11 protein-coding genes and 2 pseudogenes are annotated in these 17,796 nt (G+C 56.8%); 5 read left to right on the forward strand and 8 right to left on the reverse strand.

The annotated features are described in order from the left end of the window. Positions 1–23 precede the first annotated feature (23 nt). Positions 24–1,580, forward strand: a complete 1,557-nt coding sequence (locus CCHOA_RS08675; RefSeq protein WP_123929529.1) for an ATP-binding cassette domain-containing protein — start codon at positions 24–26, stop codon at positions 1,578–1,580. A 988-nt stretch (positions 1,581–2,568) separates the two neighbouring features. Then, on the forward strand, positions 2,569–4,059 hold the full coding sequence (locus CCHOA_RS08680) for an ATP-binding protein (protein WP_164472444.1): 1,491 nt from the start codon (positions 2,569–2,571) through the stop codon (positions 4,057–4,059). A gap of 620 nt (positions 4,060–4,679) precedes the next feature. Here CCHOA_RS08680 and CCHOA_RS08685 read toward each other — a convergent pair. The 3 genes and pseudogenes from CCHOA_RS08685 to CCHOA_RS11240 form a co-directional block, all read right to left on the reverse strand. Beyond that, entirely contained in the window at positions 4,680–7,232 is a 2,553-nt protein-coding gene (locus CCHOA_RS08685) for a Sua5/YciO/YrdC/YwlC family protein (protein WP_425453761.1), read from the reverse strand. Positions 7,233–7,256: 24 nt separating this feature from the next. Then, positions 7,257–7,565: pseudogene (locus tag CCHOA_RS11235) on the reverse strand (carbamoyltransferase HypF); the annotation flags it as partial. A 9-nt stretch (positions 7,566–7,574) separates the two neighbouring features. Further along, positions 7,575–7,832: pseudogene (locus CCHOA_RS11240) on the reverse strand (acylphosphatase); the annotation flags it as partial. A 1,766-nt stretch (positions 7,833–9,598) separates the two neighbouring features. Here CCHOA_RS11240 and CCHOA_RS08690 point away from each other — a divergent pair. The 3 genes from CCHOA_RS08690 to CCHOA_RS10720 all read left to right on the forward strand — a co-directional run bounded on the left by CCHOA_RS08690 (position 9,599) and on the right by CCHOA_RS10720 (position 11,665). After that, the gene (locus CCHOA_RS08690; RefSeq protein ID WP_164472445.1) at positions 9,599–9,925 is read left to right on the forward strand and encodes a hydrogenase maturation nickel metallochaperone HypA; all 327 of its coding nucleotides are present in this window, start codon (positions 9,599–9,601) and stop codon (positions 9,923–9,925) included. Between the two features lie 235 nt (positions 9,926–10,160). Next, positions 10,161–10,997 (forward strand): hydrogenase nickel incorporation protein HypB, encoded by an 837-nt coding sequence (gene hypB, locus CCHOA_RS08695; RefSeq protein ID WP_123929538.1) that lies wholly within the window; start codon positions 10,161–10,163, stop codon positions 10,995–10,997. Between the two features lie 491 nt (positions 10,998–11,488). Continuing rightward, on the forward strand, positions 11,489–11,665 hold the full coding sequence (locus tag CCHOA_RS10720) for a hypothetical protein (protein WP_164472446.1): 177 nt from the start codon (positions 11,489–11,491) through the stop codon (positions 11,663–11,665). 426 nt (positions 11,666–12,091) lie between these two features. Here CCHOA_RS10720 and CCHOA_RS08700 read toward each other — a convergent pair whose 3' ends face one another. The 5 genes from CCHOA_RS08700 to CCHOA_RS08720 all read right to left on the reverse strand — a co-directional run bounded on the left by CCHOA_RS08700 (position 12,092) and on the right by CCHOA_RS08720 (position 17,563). Continuing rightward, a complete protein-coding gene (locus CCHOA_RS08700) occupies positions 12,092–13,471 on the reverse strand; it encodes a hypothetical protein (RefSeq protein ID WP_123929541.1) in 1,380 nt (459 codons plus the stop codon). Between the two features lie 137 nt (positions 13,472–13,608). Next, positions 13,609–14,337, reverse strand: a complete 729-nt coding sequence (locus CCHOA_RS08705; protein ID WP_123929544.1) for a leucine-rich repeat protein — start codon at positions 14,335–14,337, stop codon at positions 13,609–13,611. A gap of 76 nt (positions 14,338–14,413) precedes the next feature. Beyond that, entirely contained in the window at positions 14,414–15,343 is a 930-nt protein-coding gene (locus CCHOA_RS08710) for a hypothetical protein (protein ID WP_123929547.1), read from the reverse strand. 208 nt (positions 15,344–15,551) lie between these two features. Beyond that, complete coding sequence (locus CCHOA_RS08715; RefSeq protein ID WP_123929550.1) at positions 15,552–16,367, reverse strand: J domain-containing protein; 816 nt, start codon at positions 16,365–16,367, stop codon at positions 15,552–15,554. Positions 16,368–16,390: 23 nt separating this feature from the next. Continuing rightward, a complete protein-coding gene (locus CCHOA_RS08720) occupies positions 16,391–17,563 on the reverse strand; it encodes a hypothetical protein (protein WP_123929552.1) in 1,173 nt (390 codons plus the stop codon). Between the last annotated feature and the right edge of the window lie 233 nt (positions 17,564–17,796).

Here is a 17,796-nt window from a genome sequence, read left to right on the forward strand (position 1 = left end):
GCCTTGTCGAGGAGCTCAGCGCTGTGTGTGATGAAACAATTGCCACCTGGTTTGCGGCACTGCCGACAGTGGAGCCGTTGCAGGATCCCCGGGTGATGTCTCGGGCGCGGGAGTTTTTTGAACAATCCGGGGTGATGGGTAACGCCCTGGAGATGCTTGTTCGTTTGGCGATTGTGATAGTCCAGCCGTTGATGCTGGTGGCGGCCGCGTGGGCGATTGATCCGCGGTTGTTGTGGGCGGTGGCGGCCGCTACCCCAGTGATGGTGATTGCTCGTTATGTTCCGCGGTGGCGTGCCGCCGCCGAGCAGCAGTCTGCGGTGCCGTCGAGTGTGCTGGATATTTACAGTGATATTTTCGCAAGCCCCACGGGTGCGATGGATATTCGGCTGGGGCGGAGTGCGGACGGCCACTACCAGCGGTTTATGGCAGCAGCCCGCAACTGGCGGCAGCCGTTTGTGCGTGGCAACATAGCTGCCCTTGTGCTCGAGCTGGTGTTCACCCTCCTGTTTTGGGCTGCCTGTACAGCACTAGTGGTGGGGGTGATGATTCCCGGCCGACTGGATGCGCCGGTGATCGCCGCGACGGTGGGCATCCTATTTGCGGCAGCGATTGCGTTTAAAGAACTCCCCTACACGTTGACCGCGCTCAGCGATGTGCTGCGGGTGTTAGGGAAATACCGGTGGCTGCGTAACTATAGCCGCCGCTGCCAGGATCAGCAGCCAGCAGCAGCGATAACCCACACTACAGGCGGCGGCGCTGCACTAGTGTTGAGTGATCTCGGCTACCGCTATCCCGGTGAGAACACGTGGGCGCTCGACGGGATCAACGTCACTATTCCAGCAGGTGCGACGGTGGCGATCGTTGGGGCCAACGGCTCGGGGAAAACCACCTTGGCATCGCTGCTGCTCGGCGTGATCACCCCGACTCGCGGGACGCTGCGGTGGGGCAACCATCACCGGATGGATATACGCTCCGCCTCATGGCAACAGCAGTGCAGTGTGGTGCTGCAAGACTACTGCCGCTACAACACGACACTGCAGCACAATATCGTGTTAGGCGATAGCTCCCCTGACCGGGGTGACGGCAACACTCAGCTACGTGATGCACTCACCGTTGCCGGGGCAGCGGAACTCCCAGCGTTACTCGACAACGGACTGGACACCCGCATCGGCGACCAGGCACCCTATCATGGGCTCTCCGGCGGATGGTGGCAGCGGGTTGCCACCGCCCGCGGAATGTACCCCAGTGGGAGGGCACTTGTCGTACTCGACGAGCCAACCTCAGCACTGGACGCCTTCGCCGAGAAAGACCTCTTGCGCCGACTAGCCCAGCTGCGGGACAACACCCACAACCGACAGCACACGCTCATCATCATCACCCACCGCCTAGCCACCGCCCGCCTGGCAGAGATCATCATTGTTCTCAACCAGGGGAAAATCGTGGAAACCGGATCCTACGACCAGCTCATTGAAGCAGGCAACCACTTTGCCCACCTAGTGTCACTACAGCGCCAAGGATACGGCGACGACACACCACCGCCAGACGATGCTGCACCCGCACCGACAACCCCCACCCCGTAGCAAACAACTGGCGTGACACACAAGCTAGAGGCATCCAAGCCACGACACCAGCAGTCAGTACACAGCCAACGACGAGGATGCCCCTTCTTAGGTGCACAGCGCACCAGCACGTACTCCACATACTGACGAAAGACCCCTACGAGCACCAAGAATCAGTCCGCCCCGGACTTCCCCCAGGCACGGTCAACGCGAACAAAGCACACCCCTGCACACAAAACACTCACTGCCACCCCGCGGTACCCCTCACCCCTTTTGCAGGAAGAACTTCAACGCTACACCAACGCAGGTCGCGGTCCGCGGCAACGCCTCGCACCGTCCACAACATGCGCAACAAAGGGAAATCCCGAAGATCCTTAAAAAAGCACCCCGCACATGACAGCGCAAACACAGACTGCTTCGCAGGCAGGCGAGTCGTAGCTAGAAAAACTTTCGAGTAGTTTCTCGTCATTTTCTAGTACAACATCGATCCCCCGCCCCCGAGAAACTTCTCCCCTACCCGCTCTGAACAGGTAAAATCCGCTGCTGCCTCAACGCTACTGGGACACCACAGAGCAGCTACTAGAAAATACTAGAAACAACTAGAAAATTTTCTAGTAACAGATGCACTCCTGTTGACCTCCCCTTGGTTCTCAACCGACGCGCAGCTTGCCCGACGCGACACCCGAGCGCTACACGTGAGAGCCAAAAACACCTGCATCTCAGAGGTGAGAGCAGGAAAGAGGTTGGGGTTACGGCAGAAACGGACGTCCGAAGCTTATTCACGCCCGCCTCGACGGTCACCCGTGCCAGATAATTTTCGAGTAGTTTTCTAGTAGATCTTCGATACTCGCCCCTGCTAAAAATGCTAAAAATCTCGCCGAGCAGCAGAAACACGATGGCCTCTCAACGCTACGGGGACACCGACGAGAAGCTACTAGAAACTACTAGAAAATTTTCTAGTAACAGATGTACACTTCCTTCCATGTCTCTACTCTCGCTCGACACTCTCTTGAATGCCTCGCCACACGAGCGCTACTCGCTCGTAACCCAGACACCAGAGTCCCAGTGGTTTGAGCGTAAGAGGATTGGGGGCCACGGCACCAAAGCACGCCCTAAAGATTTCCGCCCCACCCTCGTTGGCTTCGCCAACGGCGAAGGCGGTCTCCTCGTACTCGGGGTGTCCGATCGCGAAGTGCCAGCATTGCCGGCAAACACCTGGACTGCATTCGATAACGAGTTTCGTCGTCAACTCAACAGCGACTTCATCACACCTGCACTGCGGGGAGTTGAGGTACACACACTTCCTGTCGATAATGGCATACCCGTCGGCGAAAATCAGCTGCGGCAGATTCTCGTTGTCGCCATTCCACCTGCCAAGTCACTGCACTACTCGGGCGATGGGTCGTGTTACCTTCGCCGCGGCGACTCAACACAGAAGCTCAAAGACAACGAGATCACTGACCTGCAGTATGCCCGCGGTCACCTGGTCTATGAGAGTGAGATCGACGAACGGTTAACCTTGGACGATCTCGATATTGATCAAGTCGATCGATTCGTCGAAGCTGCCGGAGCGACTCGCGGCCGGTGGCATCTTCTCCAGTCCCGAGACCTCATTCATTCCACGGAGTCTGCATGGGAATCATCTAGTAGCGTGACACACGACAGATCCGCTTCATCGCCCCCTGGCATCACTCGAGCAGCTAATCTGCTCTTTGGACGTTTCCCCACGCGTTTCGAGGTTACCGCGAGCATCCGGGTATGTCGTTTCGACGGCAGAGAGAAAAGAACTGGTCAACAGCAGAATCTCATCTTTGATCGCCGTACTGACAGCTGTATTCCCATGGCGATCGAGGAAGCAGCCGAATGGATCCGCAATCAACAACCCAAGAAGAAAGCCCTCGATGAGAGTACTAAGCGTTTCATCTGGAAGGGCGTGATCCCCGAAGATGCCTGGTTCGAGGGTCTTGTCAACGCGGCAGTCCACCGCGCCTACGAATTCAGTGGTGATCACATCCGCGTGGAAATTTTCGACGACAGAATTGAGATCATGAACCCGGGGAGCTTTCGCTTCATTCACCAGGCGAAAACTCCTCTGAAGATCTCCAGATTTGCTCGCAATCCTCGTATCGCCCGAACCTGCACCGATCTAGGGTTCGCGCAGGAGCTCGGCGAAGGAATTAAGCGTATTTTCTCCGAGATGAACCATGCCGGATTGGAGGATCCCGTCTACACCAATCACCAATTTCATGTGCAGCTCACACTGCCCGCACGGCCACGGGTCGTGAAAGAAGAAGTGCAACTCACCCCTCGTGAACGTCGAATCGTGTCATGGTTGCAGCAGCGTCACGGTGAGGACAGTACCGGAAACATCGTTGCAGCACTTCAGCTCAGCGCTCCCACGGTGCGTAAGGATCTGAAAAAACTGGAGTCCCTCGGAATCATCGCCTGGCATGGCCGCTCCAGCACCGACCCCTCGGCAGTCTGGCGACTTGTACCGTAACCTTTCGAGTAGCTTCCCGTGATTTTCTGGTACGACATCGATCCCCCAACCACGGGAAACTTCTCCCCTACCCTCGCTGAGCAGCAACAATACGCCTTGCTCAGCACCGTCTACGAGCTACCCGAAAGCTTCTGGAAAATACTGGAAAGTACCGGAACGTTTTCAAGCAACGGATGCTCTCGTCTGAGCCTCCCCTGCTCTCGTCCGACGCTCACCGTGCACGCCACGCCACACGTGAGAGCCAAAACACCTGCATCTCAGAGGTGAAAGCAGGAAAGAGGTTGGGGTTACGGCAGAAACGGACGTCCGAAGCTTATCCGCGCCCGCCTCGACGGTCACCCGTGCCAGATAATTTTCGAGTAGTTTTCTAGTAGATCTTCGATACTCGCCCCTGCTAAAAATGCTAAAAATCTCGCCGAGCAGCAGAAACACGATGGCCTCTCGACGCTACGGGGACGCAGCCAAGAAGCTACTAGAAACTACTAGAAAATTTTCTAGTAGTAGAAGTGCTTTCCCTTCTTAAGGTGAAGCCGCTACCAGAGCGATGATGTTCAGCAACTAGAAGGTCACGCGCTGCGGTGCGGTGTGGATGCGCACTACGATGCCCGCTTGCCGTGTTCTCACACGCTTTCATTACTGCCAGTCATCGCCAGGGTGGCACCGTAGGCTTGGCCGATACTGATGCCGCCGTCGCCGCAGGGGATTATTCGATGTTCCAACAGGTGAAGACTGGGGTGATCGCTAGCACTGTAGCACCTGACGATGAATGCGATGTCGTCACAGAGCAGATGGTTGGCGGCGGCCCCGCCGCTAATCCCGACGTGTACCGGTCCTGCTAGTTGAGTGTGCGCGGCGGTAGTAATCGATTGCAGCGCGCTGGCCAGAACCACTGCAATATCAAATAGGAATATTCGACTTGCGTCGGCAAGCTGCTGCCGACATGCGTCAGGCTCGCGCTGTTTATCAGCGGCAATTGTGTGAAGCCGGGCAATATAGTCTTTCAGAACGCTCAGTGTTGTGGCAGGCGTCTGTGCACGTGCTGCTTGCTGCAGCACGCCGGTCGAGAGAGCAGCTGTTCTTTCCACTTTTCCAGTGGCAGCGAATTGTTCGAATTCGCAGGCTGCCTGGCCATCATAGGTTTGTCCCCCACCACCGGCAACGATTCCACTCAATCCACATCTGCGGGCGGTGGCGTGCAGGATTGCCGCAGCCGCATCCACCAGTCGCCCCAGGGAAGTCGTGGTCACAAAACTGCCGTCGGTGTAGTGCGCTGCGACAACGTGTTGCGCATCTTTTGGTGCGAGCTCATCCAGCAGCCACGATAGATCGAGTTTTTCTTGCAGGGCAATGCCTGCCACGATACGCCAGGGTTGTCGTACTGCTGCATCGCCGCCGATCAGCGGGAATGGGGTTGCGTGCCAGGTTCGCTGCCATATCGACAGTGGTGACGGCGTAGGCGAAAACCCAAACAGTGACAATGTGGTTTCACCTTGCGCGGGAGGAGTGGCGATAGTATCGGCCGCCCCGTGGGGAGGCGCGTGTGTGCCCGTCTGCGGAAGAGGGTGGTCACTGCTGGTGAGGGTGAGGATCTCTGCACCCCAAATGGTGCCGTCAAGCCCGTAGCCGGTGCCGTCGATAGTAAGCACCACAAGCGTTCCACCCGTAATACCGTATTCGCAGGCGAGGGCGAGGGCGTGCGCAAGATGATGCTGTATCGACACCACTTCACAGGCGTGTTCACGGCCAAGTTCTTCCCCTAGCGATGTGGTGGCATAGTCAGGGTGGCGATCGGTGACAATGATCTGCGGGGTGACATCGCGGGCAGACAACAGCGTATCGACTGCCCGCCGCCAGCTGGTGCGCGCTGCCAGAGAGGTCATCTCACCGACGTGCGGGGACGCAAAAAGATACTGCCCGTCGACGACGGTGACGGTGTTTTTCATGTGCCCGCCGGTGGCCACAACAACTGGAAGACTGCCAGCAGCAGGGTCTGCACCAGCACCAACACTGTCACTGTCACCGGCACTGTCACTGGCAGTAGCAGTGGCAGTCGGTGTAGTGGCACTAGTGATGTGCAACGTCGCAGCAGCTCGTTCCTGTTGTGGGCTTTGCTTCAAACCCCCTGAGACAAGTGGATGCCAGGTGCCCGCGGCAAACACCTCATGCTGCACGTCGTGGTTGAGGGTCTGGGTGGTGCTGGTTTCGAGGGTGGTGGTGCTGGTAGTGGGGGTGCGTGTCGGTAATACGGGTAGCGGCGCATATCCCCGGGAGCGTCGAATCGGGGTGAGCCCCCGAAACACCGAGTCTTCTACCGGGGTGGCAATAGGCCGGTCGTGGAACAGGAAACAGTCCACAAGTGGTGCTAACCCAGCTCGCGCATCCTCGTTACGGTAGATAACCGGCTCCCCGGAGAGGTTAGCGCTGGTTGCCACGATGGGTGTGTCACACAGCATCTGGTGCAGTGGCGAGTAGGCGATCATCACCCCGCATTCACTCAAGCCGGGAGCAATACTGGGTGCCAGGGGTGCGTCGGCTACCAGGGGTGCTACCACGATGGGCCGCGCCGGTGATGCGATAAGCCCTGCCGTATTCTCGTTGAGAACAACCAGCTTTTCTGCTGCTTGAATGTCTGTGACCATGACAGCCAGCGGCTTGTGGGGGCGCTGTTTTAGCCGCCGCAGCCGGGATACTGCCTGCTCATTTGCCGCATCAACAACGAGGTGAAACCCGCCGATGCCTTTCACGGCCACAATCCCGCCGGCAGCGATTACCGCCCGGGCTTTCCTTAGTGCCTGGCTACAGGCATCACGCCGATCAGACAATCGTGTTGCCGCGGGTGGTTCTTCCCCCGCGTAGGGGCTGGAATTGTCACGGTTGAGAGAAAACGATGACTGGTGAACATGCTTTACCGCAACGGCTTCAGATGCTGGCGTTGCCGGTTGTTGTATTGCACGATCCGACCCGTCACCGCGTCGCTGGTGTGCTGCTGTCTTCGCGATGAACTGTGCAAACGGTGACAATGTTGTCGGCTCACCTGGTGCATCCTGCGCAGGGCTGCCGCTTGTGGCTTGCGCTTGCCCGCCACGGCTGTCGGGGTTGCCCTTCGCATCGCTTGTGGCACCATTTGCGCCAAGAGCAAGGGATGCCAACACGTCGACAAGTCCAGGAACCATATCCGGGTTGGTTGCTGTGCCGGGTTCCACCCAGAGGGTTGGACCGCAGTCACAACAACTAATCGGCTGGGCGTGATAGCGACGATCACCAGGGTCTGCGTATTCGGCGGCACACTGGTGACACAGCGGAAAACCAGCCAACGTGGTCAGTGGCCGATCATAAGGCACCCCTTCAATAATGCTCAGCCGCGGACCGCAATTGGTGCAGGTCGTAAACGGATAGCGAAAGCGGCGATTGTGCGGATCACAGGTTTCATCCATACAGTCCTGGCAGGTCGCCACATCAGCCGGAAGCAGGGTGCGCCCACCATCGGCGTGCGCGGAAGGAACAATCGAAAACGTCTGCAATCTCGGATCGGGGTCAAGATCCTCTTGGGTTACTGACACAATGGCAGCAAGCGGCGGTGGATTGCTGATAATCGCATCAACTGCGTCGTCAACCTGCTCTTGGTCACCCTGAAGGACGATAAACACTTGCCGCTCATCGTTTCCTACCTCCCCGAGGAGAGAAAAGTCGGCGGCGACTCGTGCCACAAAGGGGCGAAACCCCACCCCTTGCACGATTCCTTGCAGCAGAATCCGTCGCCGACACACAGCCATAACTACCTAGTGTATCGAGCACCCTCAAGCGATGGGATGGCATTGCGCAAGCAACCCGTGGCATGCCCTGCAAAGTTCAGCACTTCAGGTGTGCGGGCGGCGACTCCCACACACGGTAGGACTGCGCTGCAGCAGACGCAATCACTTGAAAGAAACAGCCGCCACCGACGCGCCACACAGTGTTGCCCCTCGAGCAGCCACAAAGCTTTCCTGACACCATCCGCGCTGCCCTTCAACAAGGCCCGTGCAACGAGTACCTCTACCCACCTAGCGATGAAGTTTGCGTTGAACTCGCAGTTGTCGCCACGACCGGCCACGCGTTGTGTCGCAAGGTCGCGGGGGCTGTCCTTGCACCGGGCTGTTATGCAAGGGAAAAATTATGGGTAGTTTCTGGTTTCCGATCGTCATCATAGGGGGTTGCGCGGTACTGTGCGCGACCGCCGTACCGGCTGCTCGCAAGCCCGGGATGACTCACCCACTCGTCAAGCGGCAGTCTAGAGCCGCTGTGTGGTGGTTTTTGCTTGCAGCACTGTCCTATACGGTCAGCGCGACTGTACTCACAATGTCGCAACAGATGCCAGTAGCGATCGGTTTCGGATTCATTGGTCTGATCACTTGCGCTGCCGGGTATCAATCTGCAGGTGGCGGAAAGTAGCGGGCAGTCTGCGTTTCGACACCGCATGGCCGGCATGCGGATGAATACCACAGCGACATGCTGATGAACAACCGCCGGAGGGCGAACCAGGTGGCCGACGCTGCGGCGTTGCATTGCCTATTGTGTTTCCTACCCGGGTTGCCCGTTGGTGTGCTTCATCGATCCGGGTTGAGTTTCACCACTGGAATGCCTTCGACATCGGCTCCGCATGCTGGAGCGCGCGAAGAACTGGTTTCTCGCTGTGCTGGCGATGACTTGCTCGGCGCACCTGAAGCGCAGCTAGCAGGCCGAGGCTGAAAAACACTGCGGAGCTTGCCATCACATAGCTGGTGGCGTGCGCGAAACCAGTAGAAAGAGTGTCGGCGAGCCTTCCTGCAGTTCGCAGCAAAGCGGCAACCACCACCGAGTAGATGGCGTTGACCCATTGGTGAGCGGCGATATTCCCCCTAGCTTGACGATACTATCCGGCAATGCCACCCAGACAATCGTGCCATCGATGACGATCATTGCTAGTTCCAATGGAAAACCAGCAAACCAAACCAGTGACGCCGTCCAAGGGCTCCGGAATCCTGCCCGTCACGGCTGGCAATGCCCGTCCCCGCAAGCGCCGGTGACGCCGCATCAGCCAGCGCACCACTGGAAACCCCGCCCGGTGTTGCGGGGTGATGATCGGCGACGCGAGAGTACCCGCTGTTCTTCGCTGAACCTGTATCTTCCACGGTTGATCTCTTTGCAGCAATCTCGTGTTGAACTTCCGTTCGCCGTGCAGCGCCCACACCACACCGCGCACTATTCCAGCAACGCTATGGTTGGCTCAAACGCTAGGTGGCTGCCGTGAGCAGGGACGAAACGCCGATGCGGCAGATAATGCTGCTTGCCTGTCATCAACCCGTTAGCTGTCGGCGACGGCGTTGATAGTGACCCCACTGTTTACTTCGGTGTTTATCTCTTGGGAAGGGATCCCACCCGCTTACCCATCTAAACTGCAACAGCGCAGAAAATCCAGGATGGGTTACAGCCGCCCACACACCACCTGAAGCACGCCATACACACCCACTGCAACAGCAAATACGCCCCCGAAGCACCACTGGGTGCACTAGCATCAACACTCGTGCACGAAGTAGCTTTGGCCACGCAGATCGCCCGCATCGTCGCCCGCCACACCCCTGCCCCGGTGAGATACGTCAACATCACCATCGGTGCGCGCCGCGGGGTGGTTCCCGCATCGCTGACCTATGCGTGGAACTTTGTCACTAGCGGCACTTCGTTGGCGGGCAGTACGTTGCAGTGCACCTATCAACCAGCCATCCTTGCATGCACCACAGGGCATACTTCCACGATTGACGATCCACGGTTACCGGTGTGCCCCCTCTGTCAAGCATCCGGCACCTGGGTTGATGAGAATCCATTTACGGTGACTTCCATCGATCTTGCCTAGCTCGGATGTCCCTTCGCCCGCGTACAAAGCATGCAAGCAGCAGCACAGCAGAGCGACCCCGCGCAAAGCGCTGCCACCGGCAGGTGATCGGACTACAGTTAGCCCTTGTACGGGCTAGTGTTTTTGTACCAGCAAAAAGGTGAGCGCAACTGGTACAAAATACGCGTTGCTGCCGTGCAAGCTGCAGCAGAGAAAAGAACCATCAGTGACGCTCACGGAAACTAGCGAATCTACTATGGGACGTTTTCACCGCCACGATGACGGCACTGTGCATAGCCACGACCACGACGAGCATGGGCACCACCACGATCATGACCATGGCCATGCCCACCCGCATGATCACGACCACAATCACGAATTCGGGGATCATTCGGGCTACGAGTCGGGGCGTCAGCGCATCGAGATTCTAGAGGATATTTTCGCCGAAAACGATCACCGCGCGGCAGATAATCGTGCACTGTTTAGCACCCACAATGTGGTGGCGGTCAACCTCATGTCAGGCCCTGGCGCCGGTAAAACCACCCTCCTTGAGCATACGGTGAAAGCCTTTGAGAAAGAGCTGGGTGTCGGCATTGTAGAAGGCGATATTGAAACTGCCCTCGACTCTGAGCGGCTCACCGGCCATGGTGCCCAGATCTCCCTGCTCAATACAGGCCAAGGCTTCGGCGGGGAATGTCACCTGGATGCCCCGATGGTGGCGCACGCGTTGAAGGGACTGGATCTGTCCACACTGGATCTTGTACTCATCGAAAATGTCGGCAACCTGGTGTGCCCGGCCGAGTTCCAGGTTGGTGAACACAAAAAAGCGATGATCGCCACCACCACCGAGGGCGAGGATAAGCCGGTGAAATATCCGGTGATGTTTGCCAGCGCCGACCTGGTGATCTTAAACAAGATAGATCTGCTGCCCTATGTGCCCTTTGATAGGGAAAAATTCTACGAGCATGTGCGCCAGGTCAACCCGGATGTTGAGGTGATCGAAGTCTCAGCGCACACCGGTGAGGGTGTCGAGCAGTGGCTTGACTGGTTACGTCAAACAGTGAAGACAGTACGTGAACAAGAACACTCATAGCCGTTATTGATTACCTCGTAGCCGTTATTGATTACCACTGTCGTAACCGATTGTGGGTTATTCACCGGACAGTGAGATCTACCGGGGCGTACAACAGAGTTGCGGGAGGGTGAAAATGAGACCCTCAGCTGCCGGCCCCGGTCAAGGTCTTCACAGGCTCTCCACAATGAACAACGCATCCAGCCCCCCGGGGGCTGCCCTATTTATAGCAGCGATCTCAAGATAAGTGATCCAGGCTCTGGAACCCCAAAGCAGTACACCGCACATGACCTAGCCGACCACTGATTCGATTCAACAGGTTCATTCGATTGCTCGTGGTCGAACAACACCAGAATATCCTCGCCGGACTGGTTCACCCTCCACCCCAATACGGATCTGCACGAAAAAGAGTGCATGAGGGTGCAGCAATCCTGGGAGTTCCGGGGTGTCTTCTAATTGCCACCTGGTTTGCGGCACTGCCGACAGTGGAGCCGTTGCAGGATCCCCGGGTAATGTCTCAGGCGCGGGAATTTTTTGAACAATCCGGGGTGATGGGTAACACCCTAGAGATGCTTGTTCGTCTGGCAATTGTGATAGTCCAGCCGTTGATGCTAGTGGCGGCCACCACTACCAGCGGTTTATGGCAGCCGCCCACAACTGGCGGCAGCCGTTTGTGCGTGGCAACATAGCAGCCCTTGTGCTCGAGCTGGTGTTCACCCTACTGTTTTGAGCTGCCTGTACAGCACTAGTGGTAGGGGTAATGATTCCCGGCCGACTGGATGCGCCGATAATCGCCGCGACAGTGGGCATCCTATTTGCGGCAGTGATTGCGTTTAAAGAACTCCCCTACACGTTGACCACACTCAGCGATGTGCTGCGGGTATTAGGGAAATACCGGTGGCTGCGCAACTATAGCCGCCGCTGCCAGGATCAGCAGCCAGCAGCAGGAATAACCCACGTCGCAGGCGGCGACGCTGCGTGCCACCCACAACAAGCGCAAATATGGGAAACGCGTGAATCCTTCGAGATGACCTGCCGCGTTGGGTGCGTCACCAGGAACCAGCGGGAACAATCGGGTTGTGCACCCCGAGCGCAAGAGTGCACAACCCAAACGACTAGCTGTCGGATAAAAGCTTCTGCAGTCGTTCCGGTGTCAGCCGATCGGCTGCCTTCGTTTTCTCATTACTTTTGAGAGGAACTGTCCGCAGGGAATCACCGAAATTGAGGCGGAACTCCCGGCCTTTGTGCATGAACGCCCGATCCTCGTCAACTAAGCGTTTCCGCAGCCACGGCAAACCATCCCCATTGAGGACAGAGCTTCGAAAGATGACAATCGCTTTGCGTTCAGCAGCGGTTCGCAGGAATGTCGCCAGATACTCCATCATGACTCGCTGAGAAGGCAACATGCTTTCAGCGCTCGCAGCGAGCGCCTCTTGCAGGCTAGCTTCACCAGACGGTGTTGAGTGTTTCCACAACATGGAAAGGTTTTTCCCCTCTACCGAGGCGTAAGCGCATAACTCAATCTGCGCGATGTGGGTGGATGAAGACTCCGACCCAGACAGCGATTTGTTAATGCAGGGACGAACACGCCTGAATTGCCCGTTAGGGGTGTCGCTGTATTCCTCGGGGCGGAAGTAGAAGGTGTGCCAGTTGCCATTCTCATACGACTCAAGAGAATCAGGAAACTTCTTGCTGGCTCCAGATCGCTTTTTACCCCACGGGGCAAAGTCATCCTTTCCGTGGCAACACAGCGGCGGTGGAAGTTGAAAGTCAAAGTCTTCATCATTGTCATCACGCTTCCACGGGATGAAAACCTTCCCACCCCGGATGTGGTCAAGCAACTGATCCTGTGCGTCGATCCAAGCATCGCGACACAGTCGTCTCACGTGTTCCTCCTGCGCCCCCTCCGAGAAGCCGAAGAGATTCCTAACCTTTTCCATTTGCTTCTTTGAATCGTGAGGTAAATCCGCAACCTGACGGCCCATCGCCCAGTCAGCGAACTCGTGAAAACCCGGGTTCATGGTCACCAGTAGGACACGCGGGTTACGGATGTCGCCCATAAATGGCTGGGGCACAGTCGGGTAGAGGTCGGCCCCTTCGGGGATTTCCTGTTTCATGTATCCGTTCACCCAGCGTTGCAGCACAGAGAGTTTCGCGTCAGGGTGGGTTTTATTTTCCTCCCATTCCCTCAACGTTGTGACGTCTTTGGGATGGATGAAGGTATTGCGGTCAAACGGCTCAGATGATTGCTGCGTTGTGACTGATTTGGGGAAGTAGCTGGAGAAATCCCGACCATTTAGGTAGTCGTCTCTCCAGAATTGAAAGACCGCTTCCGCGGCAGCTGCTAAGTCTGTGTCTGCTTTCGACTGGGATAGGGCTTGATTCTGGTTGCTCATTGTTTTTATCTCTCGAAGTGCTGCGAAACCGGCGGGCAGCTCATTGACGGGTACTGTTTCGGTCGGTTCCGGCGGTCGAATAGTCCGGCTTTCCATCATGCGCTGTTGTTACGGTGGTATCGATGGCAGTGTCTGACGCCAGCGTTGAGTGGCGGCGCATGATATGCAACAACCGGTGCGGTTGGTGGTTCCGCACCGGCATGTTAGCAAGCGTCATTAGAAAGCCTCAGGCGCTACTAGATGATTTCTATGCCACGAGTGGACGGAAGCTCATCGATGTTTGTCCAATGGAACGCGTCTCGCCCGAGCTTTGTCACATTGCCCCAAGTAGCGGGAATGCTCTCAAGGCGGCTTGCAGACTCGAAAGCGTCCTTCCCAATGTAGGTCACATTCTGCCAGCTGGCTGGCAGACGCAGGAGACCGTCACAATCATAGAACGCACGGTGACCAATGCGTTCGAGAGCAGCTGGCCACGCGTAGATCGTCACCAGGCTATCTTCGTCATAGAAGGCTCCTCGCTGGATCTCGACGATTGGCTTCCCGTTGATCGTGTCCGGGAAGCTGATCAGACCACCGTTTTTCTTGAGCTTCTTACGGCCGTCCTCGGTGAAACCGATGAGAATGGCACCAGTATCGTCGAGGTTAGGAATAGCCTTGAAGTCAAAATCGTTGAATGCTTGGGGCGTAATCGTCGGCCGACTCGGGTTAGTAGCAGTACCCGGAGTAGTGCCACCAACGTTGGTTCCGGTGTTGCTAGGTGCCACAGCCTGGTTTGACGAACCCATGTTGCTCGACAGGTTCTGGGTGGCAGCGCCACCTTGGGAAATCAGACCGCCGAGGGCTGCAATGATAGCGACAACTGCGGCGGCGATTGCCTGCACAGTTTGTGGATTTAGAGGGGCATGGCCGGTCCTTTTCTTCAGCGTTGATGAATAGTGGTGTGTCTCTGCGGGCAGAACCGCCATGCGGCTGCCCTGTTACTCACCGAAATCGGTGGGTCTCGGGAGAACCCTTGTGGGCTGTAGTCGTCGGTCATTGTTTTCACCCGCAAGGATCAGTGAAGTCAGCGTTTTCGTTCAGGCTGCGCGCATTGCCACCCAAGCGCGCTTTCGCTGAGCACAGTGCTTGAATGTCGTTGCCGAACGGATAATAGATCGGGTAGATCACTGATCCGTTGTCATATACGCGAAGCGACGAGCAGCGGCCGGGTTCCGTGAATGTTGCACCAGGGTGTCGAGCGAGGGCTGCTTCGAGCAGCGGCTCTAGCCGCTGGTTTTCGTTTTGGAGGACCGATTCGACGATCAGAATGTAGCGCCCGTCGCAAGCTGGCATTTCTTGCACCGATCGAAGAGCGCTGCTGGCAGGCTGCCTGCCTGGATTTGCTGGTGCAGCCTGTGCTGATGAAAGTTCGCTGCACCGCGGCAGATGCGGTCGAATAGCTTCCGGAACACCCAATTGTTCAAGGAAAGCCGGGTAGTAGCACACACGCCCATCAGGAAGCCTGCCGTTGCCTTCGATTTCCCGCCATTGCTGCTGGTCTGTCCGCCACCAAAAGTTCATGTGTCTCTGCTCTGGGCTAGTGTCGCGAAGCCGCAACCAGTTACCATCGCAGTAATCGACAACATGACTGGGTTTAGTGAAGAAGCCCTGCGCGTGAACCCATTCCATCGAGCAAAACTCCGGCTCTTGCGCGGCGGGAGCGTTTGATTCTGCCTTACCGCCGGCAGTTTGAGCTGCCGAGTCAGAGGTCGCAGGAGACGACTTCGCACCAGATGTGTCTGTGCTCGGGGGTGCAGAGGTGTTCTCGGCTAGGGTGGTCGCCTGTTCTTGCGGGTCAGTCGCCCTGTCCTCGCTATCGGCAAACACCAACCATCCGCCCACAAGTATCACTGCGGCAAGTAGTGCACCGCCGATCGCATAACCCCACAGAGCAAGAGCACTTGATCCGCGGGCATCGGTTCCTCGAGCCATGGGGTTCTCCTAATGATTAAGGCGTGAATATTTGTTCATTCGACGGATCAGGAATCTGTCGTCGCATTCGGACGCACTGGTCTTGAACGCTTTCTCATCATGCGTCCCTGTGAGGGGGCGAAACTTGTAAAAAGCACGTGGGGTCTCTTATTGGAAGACCCACTTGCCGATAAGTGGCTGCCGCTTGAGCACTGCCGCAAAGCGTTGACTATTTCTCCCGCTCAAGCCAGCCACGACGACCGATGACCATGCGAATATTCCAGGCCAGCTGGCATAGAACTAGGAGCACGATGGAGCCGACAAGGGTAAACATTGCGTCGTAGAAAAAGTCTTCGGCCGCGCTGACAAGCCCAAAGGTTTCAAGAAGAGATTCTGACTTACTCGCGGTACCTGCGAGTAACAAAAACTTGAAGAACTCAATCGTCCACATCAGCACGATGATGCCGGTGACGATTGCCCACATCAGCGAATCGCTGCGCTGCCGTTTGGGATCCACGGCAATCCAGGAGGGATTGCTTTTCAGGTTGCCGGCGGCCTCGTGAAGAGTCTGCTGTAGTGGCGCAGTTGCCGCATTGAGTTGTTTGCCTAGTTGGCTTGCCTGCTGCTGCCAGCTCTGTGACTCAGCAGAAGATCCGGTTTCGTCTCCTGCCTGTGGAGCAGAGTCTTGGGGCGTTGAGCCAGCAAAGGTTTGCGAACTCACACCTGCTGAGCCTGCCGCTACGGCCGCGTCCCCAGAGCTGCCGAACTGGGCCAACGCTTTAGCATCATCTGCTTGCTCGGTTGTGGGCATGGCCGCGATCTCGTGTAGACGGCGCACATCCAAGTCGGTGACGGTCACGTCATCGAGTTCTTGGTCATAGCGTGCCCGCCGCACAGGATTGCCGAGAATATCGCGGGCTGTCGAAAGCTTATCCTTATCTTCCGGGGTGGTCGCGCCCTTGATCTGCTCAGTGAGCTCGGAGTGCAGATCCACACAGTCGCTGCTGCGTTTGAGGTCTAGGTCTTGGTAAAAGTCGAATTTCATTGTTTCTTTCCCTGTGTCCCGCTTTAGCAGGGATCAAAAAAGTCGGAGTTCCTGTTTAACGATCGGGCATTGCCGCCGAGGCGCGCTTTTTGTTGACACAGGCTGGCCGTGTCGAAACCGTAGGAGTAATAGATCGGATACACATCGCCGCCATCGAAACGAGCGCGCAGTGATGAGCATTGGCCTGGGTTGGTGTAGGAAGCACCTGGATATTTCGCTAAGGCCGCATTGATCAAGGCTTGCTTGTCTTCGCCGGGGTGATGAATGACAGATTCCACAATGAGAATGTATTGCCCGTCACATGCGGGACTTTGGAATCCTGGGGCACTAGCCTGTGTGCGCGCAGGCGCTGGCGCTGGGGCCGGCGTCAGATCATTGCACAGCACTTTTTCATAAAGCGGTTTCGGCAAGCCGACCCGATCAGCGGTTGCGCGAGGAACGCAGGCGTACCTGTCGTCGATTGGAGATACTTCATTGCCAGAAAAGATAACCCACCCGTTTTCCCAGTGGTGAACCCAACCCATTTCCTGGCTGTGCTGGGTAACCAGCCATTCACCGTCGCAGAAGTAGGGGGTATTGTCGGTTCGATCAACGTTGTATGAACCCAATTTCACAGACTCAAGATAGTTCGGGTCGCATCGATCAAGCCCTTCAGGCAATCTGCCCTGAGCTTGAGGTTGTGCATCTGCTGGCGGGGCTGGGGTGGTTTTTTCAGAGTCTGAATCAGCTGGGGAGCGTGTGGCTGTGGCAGGCGCTGTGACTGTTAACCTTTCTTCAGCAGCATTATCGCTACCAGGCAGTCCACCATTGGCGTAAAACATCCATCCCGCAAATACGGCAGCTACTGCGACGGCACCGCCGATGGCGGCAAGCAGAGGACCTCGCTTGGAGCGTTTGGCTGGAGCTGAGGTAACTGTCCAGTCGTGCGGTTGATTCGATGGAGTCGCAAGAGGATCAGCTGCTGCCCACATAGTGGTGGGTGCGTCATCACCATCTCCGCCACGGTGCTCATTCGATAAACCGTGCGCGGGGTTATCGCTACTTGGGGAACCAAACGATGAATCTTGAGCAGTGTTGTGAAACTCCGATTGAGCGTCATCTGGCGTGTGACCCCACTGCGGGGATGGCTGGGATGTACCAGCACCCCATTGTGCAGCGCTATCGTTCGGGTTGTCGCCCCAGGTATCTTTACTCATTTAATAGAATCCTTAAAATTTTCTTTATAGAAAAGTGTAAACAAATCCCCTACTGAGATAGATATCTTTTCGCAACCCCTGCAGCCATACGTTATGTTTAGGCCAATTACCCTACACTAGCGGGGTGGCCGATATGGGCTTTCCAATCCAATACAACTACACGGGATTGGACTAAGACATACACCCCCATATGGGGCCATCTCCGCAGCTCGCACTGTCTGCAAGCGATTGCG

This window comes from Corynebacterium choanae, assembly GCF_003813965.1.
Classification (GTDB): domain Bacteria; phylum Actinomycetota; class Actinomycetes; order Mycobacteriales; family Mycobacteriaceae; genus Corynebacterium; species Corynebacterium choanae.

What these genes read in the sequence shown, in the direction of transcription:
- CCHOA_RS08715 (WP_123929550.1), bottom strand. Translation starts at nt 16,367, where the DNA reads ATGAAATTCGACTTTTACCAAGACCTAGACCTCAAACGCAGCAGCGAC.
- CCHOA_RS08710 (WP_123929547.1), bottom strand. Translation starts at nt 15,343, where the DNA reads ATGGCTCGAGGAACCGATGCCCGCGGATCAAGTGCTCTTGCTCTGTGG.
- CCHOA_RS08685 (WP_425453761.1), bottom strand. Translation starts at nt 7,232, where the DNA reads ATGGTTCCTGGACTTGTCGACGTGTTGGCATCCCTTGCTCTTGGCGCA.
- CCHOA_RS10720 (WP_164472446.1), top strand. Translation starts at nt 11,489, where the DNA reads ATGTCTCAGGCGCGGGAATTTTTTGAACAATCCGGGGTGATGGGTAAC.
- CCHOA_RS08720 (WP_123929552.1), bottom strand. Translation starts at nt 17,563, where the DNA reads ATGAGTAAAGATACCTGGGGCGACAACCCGAACGATAGCGCTGCACAA.
- CCHOA_RS08700 (WP_123929541.1), bottom strand. Translation starts at nt 13,471, where the DNA reads ATGATGGAAAGCCGGACTATTCGACCGCCGGAACCGACCGAAACAGTA.
- CCHOA_RS08705 (WP_123929544.1), bottom strand. Translation starts at nt 14,337, where the DNA reads ATGGCGGTTCTGCCCGCAGAGACACACCACTATTCATCAACGCTGAAG.
- hypB (WP_123929538.1), top strand. Translation starts at nt 10,161, where the DNA reads ATGGGACGTTTTCACCGCCACGATGACGGCACTGTGCATAGCCACGAC.